Here is a 15,891-nt window from a genome sequence, read left to right on the forward strand (position 1 = left end):
ATGGGCGTTTTTTCCGAAAATATGGGGAGACATTTAGCACAATGGAATCGGGAGGGCGGGGGCGGAGAAAAATCCGGGTCTGCGGAAAAGGGTATTTACCGCGGGCAGAGGGCAGGCGTAATTCCGGCCAGGAACGGGCTGTCGGATTTGATAGCAAAGGATTTGAAGAAGAGGGGCCTCAAATATCTGGGGTCTGTGACGGTGTATGCGCATCTGCAGGCCTGCGGGATGGTGAACGACCATGCGGAGACCTGTTTCCGGTACCGGCAGGTGACGGACGGGGCGGAGACAGTGCGCAAAAGGCGGGATAGTGAGTCATAGCCGGGAACGGACAAAGGCTTGAGATTTGCCGGGAGAGAGAATCATGAGCCGGAAGTGTCCCTGTCGCCGGAGAACCAGACGAAATTGGCGGACAAGCTGAACCGGATGGCCAGGTTCCCGGGCTGCCAGTTCATCATATCCACCCATTCCCCTTTCATGCCGGGGACGCTGCAGGCCAAGATTTACGACATCGACTCCGGGGAACTGGAGGCGGTGAAGTGGACAGAGCTTAAGAATGTGCGGTATTTTTATCGCTTTTTTGAGAAGCACAGGAAAGAGTTTGAGGGATGAGCCGCCAGGGCAGGGTAACGGTAAATGGTAACAGTGGATTTTAAAACGCTTTTAAAACGCTGAAAATTTAGGTTGACAAAGGGGAATACAGCGGTTATAATGAAAAATCAGAACATCAGAGAACGCGATGATGGGAAGAAGTACCTTTGTCTAAAGGCTGACAGAGAGTTGCCGGTTGGTGAGAGGCGCGAGAAGGACTGAGGGAACATACATCCCGGAGCAGCAGGGCTGAAAGAAGAGGGGAGACTTTCGGAAAGTAGGCTTTGCCGGTGGGCACCGATATCTGCCGGAGTATTGATGGATACTCGATGAGCCGCAGGATGCGAGTCCTGTGGGAAGTAAGGTGGTAACACGAGCGCAGGCCCGTCCTTTCACAGGACGGGCTTTTTGTATGCGCGGAATGCTCCGCCGTATGTCTGACAGCGCGGTTTCTGAAAGACTATTTTCGTTTACAGCAAAGGAGAGAGAAAAATGACGGTATTTGAGGAATTGAAAGCGAGAGGGCTGCTGGCCCAGCTGACGGACGAGGAAGAGATTAAGGAGTTGATTAACAACGGAAAGGCCACTTTCTACATCGGTTTCGATCCCACGGCGGACAGCCTGCACGTAGGGCATTTCATGGCGCTCTGCCTGATGAAGCGGCTGCAGATGGCGGGGAACCGGCCCATCGCGCTGATCGGCGGCGGCACGGGCATGATTGGCGACCCTTCCGGCAGGAGCGACCTGCGCACCATGATGACGAAAGAAACCATCGACCACAACTGCGAGTGCTTCAAAAAGCAGATGAGCCGTTTCATCGAGTTCGGCGACAGGCTGGAGGAGGGCAGCTCCAAGGCGCTGATGGTGAACAACGCGGACTGGCTGATGGACCTGAACTACATCGAGTTCATCCGGGACATCGGCGTGCATTTCTCCGTGAACAGGATGCTCACGGCGGAGTGCTACAAGCAGCGCATGGAGAAGGGCTTAAGCTTCCTGGAGTTCAACTACATGATCATGCAGAGCTTCGACTTCCTGAAGCTGTACGAGAACTACGGCTGCAACATGCAGTTCGGCGGCGACGACCAGTGGAGCAACATGCTGGGGGGCACGGAGCTGATCAGAAGGAAGCTTGGCAAGGACGCATACGCCATGACGATTACTTTGCTTCTGAATTCCGAAGGAAAGAAAATGGGAAAGACCCAGAAAGGCGCGGTGTGGCTTGCCCCTGACAAGACCTCGCCCTTTGAATTCTACCAGTACTGGAGGAACGTGGCGGATGCGGATGTGCTGAAATGCCTGCGGATGCTGACATTCCTGCCGATTGAGCAGATTGACGAGATGGACAGTTGGGAAGGCAGCCAGCTGAACCGGGCCAAGGAAATCCTGGCTTTCGAGCTGACCAAGCTGGTGCACGGCGAAGAGGAGGCTCAGGCGGCCCAGGACAGCGCGCGGAATATCTTTTCCGGCGGCGCAAGCGGGGCGGATATGCCTACCAGCGAGCTGGCAGAAGACGATTTCCAGGACGGCACGATTGACATTCTGGGCATCCTGGTGAAAGCCGGCCTGACCGCGTCTCGCTCCGAGGCCAGAAGGGCGGTGGAGCAGGGCGGCGTCACGGTGGACAATGAGAAGGTAAGCGACATCAAGACCGTGTACCGTCCGGAGCAGCTAAATGGAGACGGAATTGTAGTCAGACGTGGGAAGAAGAATTATAAGAGAGTGGTGGTGAAATAGGGAAAGGAATGATAAGCTCAGCAGGGTTCTCTTAAAAACAGAGAATCTATAGGTTGTCACAAGAACTTTTGCGCCTTTTTATCGTTTATATGGTCAGAAGCGGTATTTCTGCCCGCAGGGAATGAGCTATCTGTGCGCGGGCATGGCAGCGGAGCCGGATTCCAGGGTCAGCTCTGCGCATGCGGGTAGGATGCGGAAGCTGTCTTGGCGGCCCGCAGGCTATGCCAGGAATGCTCTCTGCACCGCAAAATGAAAAACCAGGAGGTAGGAAGGTATGAAAAAGTATGGAAGAATGAAAAAAAGTTTAAGGAAGGGAATGAGCCTGTTCCTGGCGGCAGCGCTGCTGTTCTCCGTCTCCGGCTGCGGGAACCCGGGAGGGGAGGCAGACCAAAGCGGCACAGCGCAGGCGGCTGAGGAGCCGTCCGCTGCCGGGGGTGCGGGCGAGGATGTGGCGGTCTCGTCGAAAATCGATTCAGGCAGCGCCGGGATTTCGTCAGGAGGGGCGGACGGCGGGGCCTTGTCGGATGGGGTGGATTCTCAGGAGGACATCCAGCCCGGCGGCGGGGCAGGCGTGAGTCAGCCGGACGGCACAGGAAAAAGCGGTCAAAATGGGGCAGGCTCTCAGTCAGAAAGCGCGGCGGTGGCGGATTTCGGGCTCCGTCTGTTGGGGGTCTGCATGGAAAAGGCGAAGGATTCTTTCCCGCCAGGCGCCTCCATGCCCCAGGATGTGTATGCCGAGATAGAGGCGGGCAAGAACGTGCTGATATCCCCGCTGTCCGTGATCAGCGCCCTGGCGATGACCGGGGGCGGCGCGAAAGAGGAGACCTTAAGGCAGATGGAGGAGGTCTTGGGAATGTCTGTTCCGGAGCTGTCCGCATTCCTGGCTGCCTATCAGGGAGAACTGCCCGCAGGGGAGAACTACAGGCTGAGCATGGCCAACGGCATCTGGTTCACGGAGGATGAGCGCTTTGCCGTGGAGCCGGAGTTCCTGCAGACATGTGCCGACTCCTTTGGGGCCAGCGCGCGCAGGGCTCCCTTTGACCAGTCCACCCTGAAGGAAATCAACGGATGGGTGAAGGACAACACGGAGGGCATGATCGAGGAAATCCTGGACGAGATTCCCATGGACGCGGTGATGTACCTGGTGAACGCGCTGGCTTTCGACGCGGAGTGGGAGCGGATTTACCATGACTACGAAGTGCGGGAGGGCAAATTCACGAAGGAGGACGGCACCGTCCAGCAGGCGGAGATGATGTACTCCGAGGAGAGCCAGTACCTGGAGGATGAACATGCCGCGGGGTTCCTGAAATACTACGCGGACAGGAAATATGCCTTTGCGGCGCTGCTGCCCGAGGAGGGCATGAGCGTGGCGGAATATGTGGCCACCCTGGATGGGGAGAAGCTTTGGAACATCCTGGCGAATCCCACGCAGCTGCAGGTGAATGCCGCCATCCCGAAATATGAGAACGAGTACAGCGCGGAACTTGGCGATATCCTGCAGGAGATGGGCATGGCGGACGCCTTTGACATGGCCAGGGCGGATTTCTCGGGGATCGGCAGCTCTTCCCAAGGGAACCTGTACATCAGCCGCGTGCTGCACAAGACTTTCATCGCCGTGGACGAGCGGGGGACGAAGGCAGGGGCGGCCACTGCCGTGGAAATGAAGAGGGAGAGCGCGGTGATGGAAGACTACATCAGGACAGTCTATCTTGACAGACCTTTTCTCTATATGATTGTGGACTGTGAACAGAATCTGCCGATATTCCTGGGAGTCGTGGAGGGAATCCGGCAGGATTGACTGTGAATAAACATTAGCATAATTTTCCGGCCTCCTACATATACATCTAACAGTATATGCAGGAGGTTTTTCTATGGAAAATTATTCGATAAACACCTATGACCTGTACAACGATATCAAAAACCGCACAGGGGGAGAGATATACATAGGAGTGCTGGGGCCGGTGCGCACCGGTAAATCTACCTTTATCAAACGATTCATGGAAGAGATGGTGCTGCCTTACATGGAGGATGAGCATGCCAGGAACCGGGCCCAGGATGAGCTGCCTCAGAGCGCAGGGGGCAAGACGATTACCACCACGGAGCCGAAATTCATTCCCAATGAGGCGGCAAGCGTAATTCTGAGCGGAGAGATTCCTGTCTCAGTGCGCCTGATTGACTGCGTGGGCTACATGGTGGAGGGCGCTGCCGGACACATGGAAGAGGACATGGAACGGATGGTGAAGACGCCCTGGTTCGACTATGAGATTCCTTTCACCCAGGCGGCGGAAATCGGTACGGATAAAGTCATGAACGACCATTCCACCATAGGGCTGGTGATTACCACGGACGGCAGCTTCGGGGAGATTCCCAGAGGAAATTATCTGGAGGCGGAGGAGAGGACCATACAGGCTTTAAAGAAGCTGCACAAGCCTTTCCTGGTGCTGGTGAACAGCCAGAAACCCTATTCCGAGGACGCAAGGCGGGTGGCGGAGGAAATCACGGAAAAATACGGCGTTACGGCAGTGACCGTGAACTGTGAGCAGCTGAAAAAGGATGACATCCATATGCTGCTGGAGAATGTGCTGTACGAATTCCCCATTTCTTCCATAGAATTCTATATGCCGAAATGGGTGGAGATGCTTCCCTGGGACAATCGCATGAAGCAGGATATCATCGCCCAGGTCAAGGCGATGATGAAAGACTACAGCACCATCCGGGATGTGAGAATGAAGCCGGTGGAGCTGTCGAGCGAGTACATAAAGCGCTGCAAGACGGACACCATAAGCCTGTCGGATGGCGTTATCCGCGTGACCCTGGACGTGGAGGAGGCCTATTATTATGAGATGCTGACAGAGATGGTGGGGGAGACCATCACGGACGAATATCAGCTGATCAGCAAGCTTAAAAGTTTCGCGGCAATGAAACATGAATATGCTAAAGTGCTGGATGCCGTGAACATGGTGCGTATCAAGGGCTATGGGGTGGTGACGCCTGATAAAGATGAAATCATGCTGGAGAAACCGGAACTGATCAAACATGGCAACAAATTCGGTGTGAAGATAAAGGCTTCCAGTCCTTCCATACATATGATTCGCGCCAACATAGAGACGGAAATCGCTCCCATAGTGGGAACACAGGAACAGGCCAACGATTTGATTGGATTCATCAACCAGGCGGACATGGAGAGCGGCATCTGGAACACCAATATTTTTGGAAAAACGGTAGAACAATTGGTTAATGACGGAATTACGGCCAAAGTGGCTGTCATCGGAGAGGAGAGCCAGCTGAAACTTCAGGATACCATGCAGAAAATCGTCAATGACAGCAACGGCGGGATGGTCTGTATCATCATTTAGGATGTGTTTTAAGGGCAGGGCTTAGGCTCTGCTCTTTTTTTATAAAGGAATTGCTTTTTATTATGTTTTTTAGTATAATGTTTTTATTAATTTTTTCTAAAAAATGGAATACTAAAATATATGGAAAGGACAGGCGGCTATGGGACAGATATATGAAAAGCTGAAAAAATGCTTTGAAGATGTCAGAAAACGGACTGACTTTGAGCCGAAAGCAGCAATCGTGCTGGGCTCCGGACTGGGAGATTATGCGGAGAATATTCAGGTGGAGCGCGAGATTTCCTACAGCGAGCTGGAGGGTTTCCCGGTATCTACGGTGCCGGGGCACGCGGGGAAATTCATCTTCGGATATATTGACGAGATTCCCGTGGCATGCATGAAAGGCAGGGTGCATTATTATGAAGGATATCCTGTCAGCGATGTGGTGTTGCCTATCCGGCTCCTGGGGCTGATGGGGACAAGAATTCTGTTCCTGACCAATGCGGCAGGCGGCGTGAATACCTCTTTCCATGCGGGAGACCTGATGCTGATTAAGGATCATATCTCTGTCTTTGCACCGAATCCTCTGATTGGACCTAATATAGACCAACTGGGCCCCCGTTTCCCGGACATGAGCGCCGTGTACGACAGGGATTTGCAGAAGCTGATCATCAGCACGGCGAAAGAGAATCGTATCTTTTTGCAGCAGGGCGTATATGCGCAGATGACAGGCCCCTCCTATGAATCTCCGGCAGAGATTCATATGCTGCGGACGCTTGGCTGCGACGCGGTAGGGATGAGCACGGTGGTAGAGGCAATCGCCGCCAATCACATGGGCATGAAAATATGCGGCGTATCGTGCATCAGCAATCTGGCTGCCGGAATGTCGGAGAATCCCCTAAGCCATCAGGAGGTGCAGGAGGCCGCGGACATGGCTGCACCGAACTTCAAGAAGCTGGTGACGGAGACCGTGAGGGGGATGAAGCCTTTTTTGTCTGAGGACAGATAGAACGGAACAGGGCTTCCAAGGAAAAGGCAAAGGTGAGAATATGCAGTATCAGGATTTGATTCAGGCGGCGCTGGAAGCCAGAGAGATGGCTTATGTGCCTTATTCCCATTATACGGTAGGAGCCGCTCTGCTGACGGCAGAGGGAGAGACCTATCAGGGCGGCAATATTGAAAATGCCTCCTACGGCGCTACTAACTGTGCGGAACGGACCGCCATTTTCAAGGCAGTCAGCGAGGGCAGGAGAAGCTTCCTCGCTATTGCCATCGCCGGCGGAATGGAGGGTAAGGAGCCTGTGGACTATGCCTATCCCTGCGGCATCTGCAGGCAGGTCATGCAGGAGTTTGCGGGAGAGGATTTTCGGATTATCGTGGCGCGCAGTGTCTCCGACTACAAAATCTATCGGCTGGAGGAATTGCTGCCTCACGGATTCGGAGGAGGATCCATTCAGTAAGCCTCCTGATTTTGGTGCACGGTGATTTCAGACAAATTGCCGCAAAGCGTATCGCGTATCATTTTCCGGACTGGCCAGTCGGGGAGTGCATCCGCTTCGCATATGGGTGAAGAACCCGGAGTTTCATTCTCTAATCAAATCTACATAGGAGGGAGTAAAAAATGTTAGAGAAACTTTTTAAACTCAAAGAAAACAAGACCACTGTGAGGACGGAGATCATCGCCGGACTCACCACGTTCATGACGATGGCCTACATCATCGCCCTGAACCCGAACCTGCTGACAGGCTTCGGCGCGGAGGGAATGGACTTGTGGAACGGTGTATTCCTGGCCACCTGCATCGCTTCCGCAGTCGGTATGTTCGTAATGGCATTTCTGGCGAACAAGCCTTTCGCAATGGCGCCCGGTATGGGTCTCAACAGCTTCTTTGCGATTGTTGTGGCAAATATCGTAAGCATCACCGGATTGTCTTATGTGGAGTCTTTCCAGGCCGCGCTGTGCATCATCCTGGTGGAAGGTATCGTGTTCATCATTCTGTCAGTGCTGAACGTGCGTGAGCAGATTGTGGATGCCATTCCCCTGGGAGTGCGTCTGGGAATTGCTCCGGCTATCGGCATGATGCTGATGAATATCGGTATCGGATCCAATGCGGGCGTGTATTCCGAGACAGGCGGTCCGTTCTATGTGATGAGAGACTTTTTCGGCGCTCTGACCGCAGGCCTTGCAAAGGACACCATGGGCTCCGGCTATGCGCAGATGGTGCTGAGCGTCGTCACGATGTTCGTGGGCCTGTTCGCCATCGTCATCCTTGCCCAGATGGGAGTGAAAGCTGCTGTTATCCTGGGAATGCTGGCCGCCAGCGTCATTTACTGGATTGGACAGGCTGTTTTCCTGCATGCCAACCCTTTTGCCTCTCTGGCGGAAGCGTCGTTCCTGCCTCCTGTGAAAGATATGGCGGCTACCACGCTGTTCAAGTTCAATTTCAGTGGATTCGCTCAGATTGGCTGGTTTACCGTGGTGACTTTGATTGTCACATTCTGCATCATCGACATGTTCGATACCATCGGGACTCTGGTGGGTACCGCAAGCCGTGCCGGAATGCTTGACAAGAACGGCAAGATGCCGAATATGAAGGAAGCCCTGCTTGCAGACGCGGTAGGTACTGTAGTGGGATCTGCCACCGGTACTTCCACAGTCACCACTTTCGTAGAGTCTGCTTCCGGCGTTGAGGCAGGCGGACGTACAGGTCTGACCGCTCTGACCACCGGTATCGTATTCCTGGCATGTATGTTCATCGCTCCCGTTGCGGCGATTATTCCCGCGGCGGCGACTTCATCGGCCCTGATTTATGTAGGTGTGCTGATGCTCTCCGGCCTGAAGAATGTGCATTTCGATGATATGAGCGAAATTGTGCCTGTCGCATTGATGCTGATTGCCATGCCTGTCTCCGGATCCATCGGACACGGCATCGGTATCGGCCTGATTGCCTACACGGTTATCAAGGTGTTCACAGGCAAGGCCAGGGATGTCTCCATTCTGACCTATGTGCTTTCCGCTATTTTCCTGATTAAGTTCTTCTTAGTGGCATAGCATTGTGGAAAGTGAAGATATTATATGAAAAGGGTGCCAGGGCGGCCAGGGCTGCTCTGGCATTTGGCCATATCAGAATCTGATAAAAAACGATAAAAGGAAATCTATATGGAAACTGTGGTTTTTATTGCCGCTATGGCAGCGTTTGTGCTGGTTATCTTTGTTTCAGAGAGTGTGCGCACAAAGAAAGAAGAAAAGAGATTCACGGAATCTCTGTATCACGATTACGAGAAGCTTTCCCGGAAAGAATATGCCCTGGAGCGCTTCATAAGGATGGGGAGCTATTTTGACAGACATCAGAGGCAGGGGCAGCTGGACGACATCACCTGGAATGACCTTGGGATGGACGATTTATTCAAGCGAATGAACTATACTCTCTCCTCCTCAGGGGAAGAGTATTTATACTATACATTGCGGACCTTGAAGCAGGATGAGAAAGAACTTGCGCATTTGGAGGATGTGGTCAGTTTCTTCGGGGAGCACCCGGAAACAAGAGTCCGGGCGCAGCTGGCCATGAAGCGGCTGGGTAACATGGGGAAATATTCCCTCTATGACTATCTGGACAATCTGGATTTGCTGGGGGAGCGCTCCGGCAAAAAGCACCTTTTGACGGATTTGCTGTTCGTGCCATTGATCGGGCTTTTGTGGGTGAATTTCTCGGTGGCTGTCCTGGGAATCGTGGTTCTGATGGTCTACAATATTGTGTCTTATTTTAAGGGAAAGGGGGAAATTGACCCCTATATCACCAGTTTTTCCTATATTATGCGGCTGATCCGCTGCTGTGAGGAGCTGGGAAAACTTGAGGTGCCTGTATGCGGGGCGGAGTGGGAGCAGATAAGGCAGGCCAGGAAACGGCTTCAGGGCATGAAGCACAATTCTTTCTGGGTCATGTCGCCTTACCGGGGCAACTCTTCGGGGGATGTGCTGGCCATATTGCTGGACTATATCCGCATGGTCTTTCATGTGGATCTGATCAAATTCGACAGTATGCTGAGGATTCTGCGGGGACATATGGAGGATGTGGATTCCATGATTGAGGTGGTGGGATATGTGGAGACTGCTATTGCAATCTGGATTTTCAGGGAGTCGCTGGCAAGGGCGGAAACGGCGTCTGCTGCAGCTGCGGCAGAGAACCTGGCTGAGGATGATGATAAAAAGGGGTGGTGCACTCCGGATTTTGCTCTGGCGGAAGGACTGGAACTGGAGGAGGGATATCATCCGTTGCTCGCCCGGCCTGTGAAGAACGGAATCGCCACGGACAGAGGAGTGCTGCTCACGGGCTCCAATGCCTCCGGAAAATCTACTTTCCTGAAAATGGTAGCTCTCAACGCGATTCTGGCCCAGACCATCCACACCTGTGCCGCGGACAGCTACCGGGCGCCTTTCTATCAGGTGTATTCCTCCATGGCTCTGCGGGACGACCTGGACTCGGGGGAGAGTTACTATATCGTAGAAATAAAGGCGTTAAAGCGTATTCTGGACGCTGCTTCTGCAAGGGAGGGACGGATTCTGTGCTTTGTGGACGAGGTGCTGCGGGGAACCAATACCGTAGAGCGGATCGCCGCCTCCACCCAGATACTGAAATCCCTGGGGAGTTCGGGAATTCTCTGCTTTGCCGCCACCCACGACATTGAACTGACGGAACTTTTGCAGGGCGATTTCGACAATTACCATTTCGAGGAGGATGTCCGGGACGGTGACGTATTCTTCAACTACAGGCTGAAAGAGGGCAGGACGACCACGAGGAACGCCATCAAGCTGCTGGAGTTGATGGGATACGACATGGATGTGATAAAAAAGGCCACGGATCAGGCAGAGCATTTCGCGCAGTCCGGCATTTGGCAGGAGATGTGAGGCAGACGTAATTTATCAGGGCTCATTGGCATCAGGGCGAATGGCGGGGCGGATTGCGGATAAGGAAAGTAGGTGCGGCACAGATTTTGAATCTATCTTGACGCAGAGCCACTATATCTGGTATACTGGAGAGGAAGAGAGGGCCTGGAGAAGGCGTTTTAGGTTTACGAAAGGAAGTAGAGGAAATTATGCTGGTAAGTTTTTTGAATTCATTTATGTCTTATCTGATGGTAATGCTTGTAATCGTAGTGGTGGCGGGAGTGGCTACGGCCATCGGCATCAATATGGCGAAGAAGAAAGCCTCCAGAAATGAGGCGGTGGCTGCTATCAAGGGCAGCAATGAGTAGGTTCACCACTGTCCTTTGGGATGTGGACAATACGCTCCTTGATTTCTCTTATTCCCAGCAGCATGCGCTGACGCAGTGCTTCCGCTCTATCGGGAGAGAGATTACCAGGGAGCAGATTGATTTGTATGTCCGTATCAATGATGATTACTGGAAGCGTCTTGAGCTGGGTGAAGTGACGAAGGAGCAGCTGTTGACAGGACGCTTTCTTTTGCTGTTTGAAAAGCTGGGCATAGAGGGCGTGGATATAGGGGCTTTCACGGAGGAATATCAGACTGCCCTGGGGAGGGTCTTTGCCTATCTGGATGATTCGCTGAGTATCTGCAAGGCCCTGCGGGGTAAGGTGCGCCAGTATGTCATCACCAACGGCGTCACGGCTACCCAGAGAAACAAGCTGGAGCTTTCCGGGCTGGCGGAGGTGATGGACGATATCTTCATCTCGGAGCAGGTGGGAAGCCCGAAGCCTGCGCCCGCCTTTTTCGATTATTGTCTGGAACATATCGAGGAAAAGGACAGGTCCAGGATTCTGATAGTGGGCGACAGTCTTACCAGCGACATCAAGGGCGGCATACAGTCCGGGATCCCTGCCTGCTGGTACCATAAGGCGGCAGGCGGAAAGGATGTCGAGCCTGGGGCGGCCAGGCCTGACTATGAGATTGATGATTTACATAGGGTGTTTGAGATTCTGGGATTGCGCGGTGACTGTTAGCGGGAGCGCGGAGAACAGCGCTTGAGTTCGGCGCAGGGCAGAAAGGATAGAGAAGGATATGGCCAGGGCATCTGGACAGAAGCTGAAGCTTCTGTATATCGTGAAGTTCTTATCGGAGAATACCGATGAACACCATCCCGCCAGCACGGCGGACATCATCGCCCATCTGGAGGCCAATGGCATCCATTCCGAGCGCAAGAGCGTCTACGATGATATGGAAAAACTGTGTGATTTCGGCTACGATATCGTACAAGTCCACAGTCGGCTGGGCGGCGGCTATTACATGGCCGGCAGGGAGTTCGAGCTGGCGGAGCTGAAGCTTTTGGTGGACGCTGTGCAGTCATCCCGGTTCCTCACCACGAAGAAATCCCGGAGCCTGATCAGGAAGCTGGAGCAGATGGCCGGAAAATACGATGCCGGGAAGCTGCAGCGCCAGGTGTACGTGGCCGGGCGCATCAAGACGGAGAACGAGAGCGTCTACTACAGCATCGACAATATCCACAGGGCCATACAGGAGAACAGGCAGATTTCTTTCCAATACCTGGACTGGAACCTGAAAAAGGAGCTGGTGCCCAGAAACAACAGTGAAAGGACGGTGAGCCCCTGGGCGCTGATCTGGCAGGACGAGAATTATTATCTGGCCGCCTATGACGGCAGGGATGCCTGCATGAAGCACTACCGGGTGGACAAGATGGGAAAGGTAGAGGTGTGCAGGGAGGCCAGGGAGGGGCTGGAACAGTTCGAAAAGGTGGACCTGGCCGCCTATACCAATCAGGTGTTCGGCATGTATGGAGGAGAAGAGGCGGTGGTGACGCTGCAGCTTCCCGACAGGCTGGTGGGCGTGGTGCTGGACCGCTTCGGGAGAGAGGCGGATATCCGGCAGATGCCGGAGGGGCGTTTCCGCGTCCGGGCGAAAGTGACGGTGAGCGGCCAGTTCTTCGGCTGGCTGGCGGGCATAGGAAAGGATGTGGAGGTAGTGAGTCCCGATGCCGTCAGGGTGCAGTACAGGGGCTGGCTGGCGGATATCATGTCCTCTATGTCGGATGATTAATTATAAAATGTTATGGCAGCAGGAGGTTCCTGCTGCCTGTTTTTATTCAAAGAGCGGGATGTGCCCAAACTGTTTATGGGTGGTTCTGTGAAAAGAGAGCCTTAAAAGGACAGCAAAGTGAAATTATCCGGATTTGGTACATTAGTCCGAAAGGGCTTGACAGTAGGATGACACTGTGTTATATTTTAATAGTCGGCACAATGTCATACATTAAGGAGGATGCGGATATGGTACAGCAGATATCGGATGCCGAACTTGAAATCATGAAAATCGTATGGGGAAACCCGGAGGATGTGACGCTTTTTTCCTATATTATGGACGGTCTGGCGGCCAGGGGGAAGCCCTGCCAGAAGAATACCCTGATTGTGCTGTTGTCGCGGCTGATGGCCAAGGGCTATCTGAGCGCCAGGAAGATCGGCCGCCGGAACGAATACACCGCGCTGGTCTCGGAGACGGCGTACCAGACGGCACAGACGAAAAGCTTTCTGGACAAAATCTATGAGGGGAGCGTGAAAGGGTTGGTCTCCAACCTGATTTCAGGCGATTTGCTGACAGAGGAGGAGCACGAGGAATTGAGGAAGCTGCTGGAGCAGGGGGAGGAGAAGCCATGAACACTGTTTTGAAACTTATTTTGTCCATGTCCTTTTCCGGCGGGCTTCTGATTCTGGTTCTGTTTTTGGGCAAAAGATTTGTGAAGGACAGAATCAGCCGGCAATGGCAGTATTACATTTGGCTGGTGGCCGTTCTGCGGCTGCTGTTTCCTTTCGGGCCGGAGACGAATCTGCTGGGAAATGCCTATCAGGACGTAGACCGGGCCATCAGCCAGACGATGACCGGGACGGCCGATATGCAGCAGGCTCTGCCGGATGCGGCGGGAAGCGTTTCTGTCCCTTTTATGGAGACAGGGGAAGACGATGAAAATGTAGTCGATGAGGCGGAGGCGTTGCCGTCCGCTCATCTGTTCCGGGATTTCTGGGCGGGGCTGACAGAGCATGCCTGGCTGGTCTGGCTGGGGGCGGCGCTGGGTCTGCTGATACGGAAAGTGACAATCTATCAGGGCTTTGTTCGGTATCTTCGCGCCGGGGCTGCGCCGGTTCCTGACATTGCGGTATTGGACCGGTTTTCCGCGGCGGCAGAGCAGGCAGGCGTCAAAAGGCCGGTAGAGCTATGGGTCAGTCCGCTAATCTCTTCGCCGCTGCTGATCGGCTTCTTCCGTCCGTGCATCGTTCTGCCGGAGACGGATATTTCTGAAAAAGATTTTTATTATATCGTTCTGCATGAGCTGACGCATTACAGGCGGGGGGATATGTTCTATAAGTGGCTGGTACAGGTGACGGTCTGTCTGCATTGGTTCAATCCTCTGGTGCATCTGATGGGGCAGGAGATTACAAAGGCCGGTGAGTTTTCCTGCGACGAAGCCGTTCTGGCAAAAATGGGCGGCGATGCGCGGGACTATGGGAAGACCTTGCTTGACGCTATGGCGGCGGTGGGGAAATACAGGGAAAGTGTCGGCGCGGTCACTTTGAATGAAAATAAGCAGCTATTGAAAGAAAGGTTAGGTGCCATCATGAATTTCAGGAAGAAATCGAAAGCGATACGGATCTTGACAGGCGCGCTGACGCTGTGCGTGGTTTTAGGGGCGGCTTTCGTGGGCGTTTACCCCATTGCCGCCGCAGCCGGGCAGCCATCCGGCGGGGAGTCGGTGTCCGGGCAGGGAAGCGGATATGGGAGCGGGGCTGGAGCCGGGAACGGGACCGGCGACGAAATCAGGAACGGCTCTCCCGCCCGGGCGGGGACAGGAGCGGATGACAAGGATTATGATTCCCAGGCAGAGCGGTACTATGAGGCTGGCAGCCTGCCCCTGTTCCAAATCGCTTTCTCCCGGCTGGACGAAGAGGCGCAGGACAAATGGCTGGACAGGATTTACGCCGATGATCAAATCGGATTCTGGAACGCCGCGGTCAATCTGCTGGACGAGGACGGTACTTTGATTCAGCGCTATGCGGACAAAGCCTACAGGGACGACGACATCTCTTACTTTTCTGTCCTGGCCATGCATATGAGCGAGGAGGCGCTGGACAAATGGCTGAGTAAGGCGTTGGAGGACGAAAAGTGGAGTTTCCAGTCCATGCTGTTCAACGCGCTGAACCGGGAGGACGAATTTGACGAACTGAAAGAAGAATGGGAAAAAGAGTGGAAGGAAGCGCAGGCGGCGGAATACCGGGCGGTAGGTGTCACGATGGACGGCAAGAATTATTACTACCAGGGGCAGCTGGTCGATATCTTTCTGGACATCCGGCCCGGCAAGGCTTTCTGGACGCTGAACATGAACCCGGCGGGAACCGTCAATATCAAGATTATCCGCGATGGGGACAATCAGATTACAGGCGCTGATTACATGACGGACGCGGAAGTGGCTGAGCTGCTTGAGGGTCATGATGATGAGGACGTACGGGATGGGGATGGCGACAGAGGCGATGAAGCGGGGGATGACAGGGATGACGATGGGCAGGATGACGGGGACAGCGACGATGACAGCGACGGTTGGCATCAATCTGCCAGCGGCAGAACCTGGTATCCCCGGGTCATCCCGGTGGATCTGGAGAGTGTAGCCGAGGGCCGGGTGGTTTATCTGGGGGAGTACACCCTGTCCGAGGGCGACAGGCTTTGGTATGCCGTCCGGGCGGAGACGGGAAACGGTATGCAGGTGGGCTTCGCCGAACCCGGGGAAGAATCTTTGGAAACCACCTATTGGACTGTGGAGAATCGCCGTCAGGAAGATGAAGGCCTGGAATGCATCGCCAGCTTTACCCTCCGCCCGCTGGCAAAGCCCGGAACCTATAAGCTGTTCCTCCGGGCGACGGATGGGGATTTGGGAAATGTAAAGGGCAGCATCTCCATTGGATTTGTGGCAGACGCAATTGAATTTGGGGCAGACGCGTCTTAGGCGGACATGACAGCCGGCGTCCCGGGTTCCTGGCGGAACCTGGGAAACGCTGGCCTTTTTTACCGGACAAACGTAATTCAAACAATAAAGCATCTCTAAACCAAAGATTGACAAGCATTCCCTTTTTTCATATACTGGTATGTACACGGCACAATATATTGGAATTTGGAAAAGACGGAACACTATATTTTGTATTAAAAAAGCGTCTTAGGAAAGCAGGTATTTTCATGGAACAAAAGCGATTCTGTGGAACAAGGGCATTCCCAAAATATCCTGA

Annotated in this window: 14 protein-coding genes and 1 other annotated feature; all 14 genes read left to right on the top strand. The window is 53.8% G+C overall.

Features of this window, described 5'->3' with window-relative positions; genetic code table 11:
- The first annotated feature begins 21 nt into the window (after positions 1–21).
- Positions 22–321, top strand: coding sequence for a DNA-3-methyladenine glycosylase I (locus tag NFS35_RS17880; RefSeq protein ID WP_251208474.1), 300 nt, complete (start codon positions 22–24; stop codon positions 319–321).
- An 18-nt stretch (positions 322–339) separates the two neighbouring features.
- Entirely contained in the window at positions 340–612 is a 273-nt protein-coding gene (locus NFS35_RS17885; protein WP_330640316.1) for an AAA family ATPase, read from the top strand.
- A 118-nt stretch (positions 613–730) separates the two neighbouring features.
- Positions 731–986 (top strand) — a binding site (T-box leader).
- A gap of 97 nt (positions 987–1,083) precedes the next feature.
- Positions 1,084–2,328, top strand: coding sequence for a tyrosine--tRNA ligase (gene tyrS / locus NFS35_RS17890; RefSeq protein ID WP_251208475.1), 1,245 nt, complete (start codon positions 1,084–1,086; stop codon positions 2,326–2,328).
- A gap of 274 nt (positions 2,329–2,602) precedes the next feature.
- The gene (locus tag NFS35_RS17895; protein ID WP_251208476.1) at positions 2,603–4,126 is read left to right on the top strand and encodes a serpin family protein; all 1,524 of its coding nucleotides are present in this window, start codon (positions 2,603–2,605) and stop codon (positions 4,124–4,126) included.
- A gap of 88 nt (positions 4,127–4,214) precedes the next feature.
- Positions 4,215–5,684 (top strand): stage IV sporulation protein A, encoded by a 1,470-nt coding sequence (gene spoIVA, locus NFS35_RS17900; protein ID WP_334303561.1) that lies wholly within the window; start codon positions 4,215–4,217, stop codon positions 5,682–5,684.
- A gap of 139 nt (positions 5,685–5,823) precedes the next feature.
- Positions 5,824–6,669, top strand: coding sequence for a purine-nucleoside phosphorylase (locus NFS35_RS17905; protein ID WP_251208478.1), 846 nt, complete (start codon positions 5,824–5,826; stop codon positions 6,667–6,669).
- A gap of 40 nt (positions 6,670–6,709) precedes the next feature.
- Positions 6,710–7,120 carry a cytidine deaminase gene (gene cdd / locus NFS35_RS17910; RefSeq protein ID WP_251208479.1) on the top strand — a complete coding sequence of 137 codons (411 nt, stop codon included), beginning with the start codon at positions 6,710–6,712 and terminating at the stop codon, positions 7,118–7,120.
- A 161-nt stretch (positions 7,121–7,281) separates the two neighbouring features.
- A complete protein-coding gene (locus NFS35_RS17915; protein WP_251208480.1) occupies positions 7,282–8,709 on the top strand; it encodes an NCS2 family permease in 1,428 nt (475 codons plus the stop codon).
- Between the two features lie 108 nt (positions 8,710–8,817).
- Positions 8,818–10,563 carry a MutS-related protein gene (locus NFS35_RS17920; protein ID WP_251208481.1) on the top strand — a complete coding sequence of 582 codons (1,746 nt, stop codon included), beginning with the start codon at positions 8,818–8,820 and terminating at the stop codon, positions 10,561–10,563.
- Positions 10,564–10,751: 188 nt separating this feature from the next.
- Positions 10,752–10,910 (top strand): hypothetical protein, encoded by a 159-nt coding sequence (locus tag NFS35_RS17925; RefSeq protein WP_251208482.1) that lies wholly within the window; start codon positions 10,752–10,754, stop codon positions 10,908–10,910.
- Positions 10,903–11,616, top strand: coding sequence for a YjjG family noncanonical pyrimidine nucleotidase (locus NFS35_RS17930; RefSeq protein WP_251208483.1), 714 nt, complete (start codon positions 10,903–10,905; stop codon positions 11,614–11,616). Before NFS35_RS17925 ends, NFS35_RS17930 begins: the two co-directional genes overlap by 8 nt.
- A gap of 58 nt (positions 11,617–11,674) precedes the next feature.
- Positions 11,675–12,667 (top strand): helix-turn-helix transcriptional regulator, encoded by a 993-nt coding sequence (locus NFS35_RS17935; RefSeq protein WP_251208484.1) that lies wholly within the window; start codon positions 11,675–11,677, stop codon positions 12,665–12,667.
- A 227-nt stretch (positions 12,668–12,894) separates the two neighbouring features.
- Complete coding sequence (locus tag NFS35_RS17940; RefSeq protein WP_251208485.1) at positions 12,895–13,278, top strand: BlaI/MecI/CopY family transcriptional regulator; 384 nt, start codon at positions 12,895–12,897, stop codon at positions 13,276–13,278.
- Entirely contained in the window at positions 13,275–15,614 is a 2,340-nt protein-coding gene (locus tag NFS35_RS17945) for a M56 family metallopeptidase (RefSeq protein ID WP_251208486.1), read from the top strand. The genes NFS35_RS17940 and NFS35_RS17945 overlap by 4 nt, the downstream gene beginning before the upstream one ends.
- Positions 15,615–15,891: the final 277 nt, after the last annotated feature.

It is taken from the genome of Acetatifactor aquisgranensis, assembly GCF_943193215.1.
Lineage (GTDB): Bacteria > Bacillota > Clostridia > Lachnospirales > Lachnospiraceae > Acetatifactor > Acetatifactor aquisgranensis.

Coding starts and splice junctions, on each gene's coding strand:
- NFS35_RS17880 (WP_251208474.1), top strand. CDS start 22: ATGGGGAGACATTTAGCACAATGGAATCGGGAGGGCGGGGGCGGAGAA.
- tyrS (WP_251208475.1), top strand. CDS start 1,084: ATGACGGTATTTGAGGAATTGAAAGCGAGAGGGCTGCTGGCCCAGCTG.
- NFS35_RS17895 (WP_251208476.1), top strand. CDS start 2,603: ATGAAAAAGTATGGAAGAATGAAAAAAAGTTTAAGGAAGGGAATGAGC.
- NFS35_RS17905 (WP_251208478.1), top strand. CDS start 5,824: ATGGGACAGATATATGAAAAGCTGAAAAAATGCTTTGAAGATGTCAGA.
- cdd (WP_251208479.1), top strand. CDS start 6,710: ATGCAGTATCAGGATTTGATTCAGGCGGCGCTGGAAGCCAGAGAGATG.
- NFS35_RS17915 (WP_251208480.1), top strand. CDS start 7,282: ATGTTAGAGAAACTTTTTAAACTCAAAGAAAACAAGACCACTGTGAGG.
- NFS35_RS17920 (WP_251208481.1), top strand. CDS start 8,818: ATGGAAACTGTGGTTTTTATTGCCGCTATGGCAGCGTTTGTGCTGGTT.
- NFS35_RS17925 (WP_251208482.1), top strand. CDS start 10,752: ATGCTGGTAAGTTTTTTGAATTCATTTATGTCTTATCTGATGGTAATG.
- NFS35_RS17930 (WP_251208483.1), top strand. CDS start 10,903: ATGAGTAGGTTCACCACTGTCCTTTGGGATGTGGACAATACGCTCCTT.
- NFS35_RS17935 (WP_251208484.1), top strand. CDS start 11,675: ATGGCCAGGGCATCTGGACAGAAGCTGAAGCTTCTGTATATCGTGAAG.
- NFS35_RS17940 (WP_251208485.1), top strand. CDS start 12,895: ATGGTACAGCAGATATCGGATGCCGAACTTGAAATCATGAAAATCGTA.
- NFS35_RS17945 (WP_251208486.1), top strand. CDS start 13,275: ATGAACACTGTTTTGAAACTTATTTTGTCCATGTCCTTTTCCGGCGGG.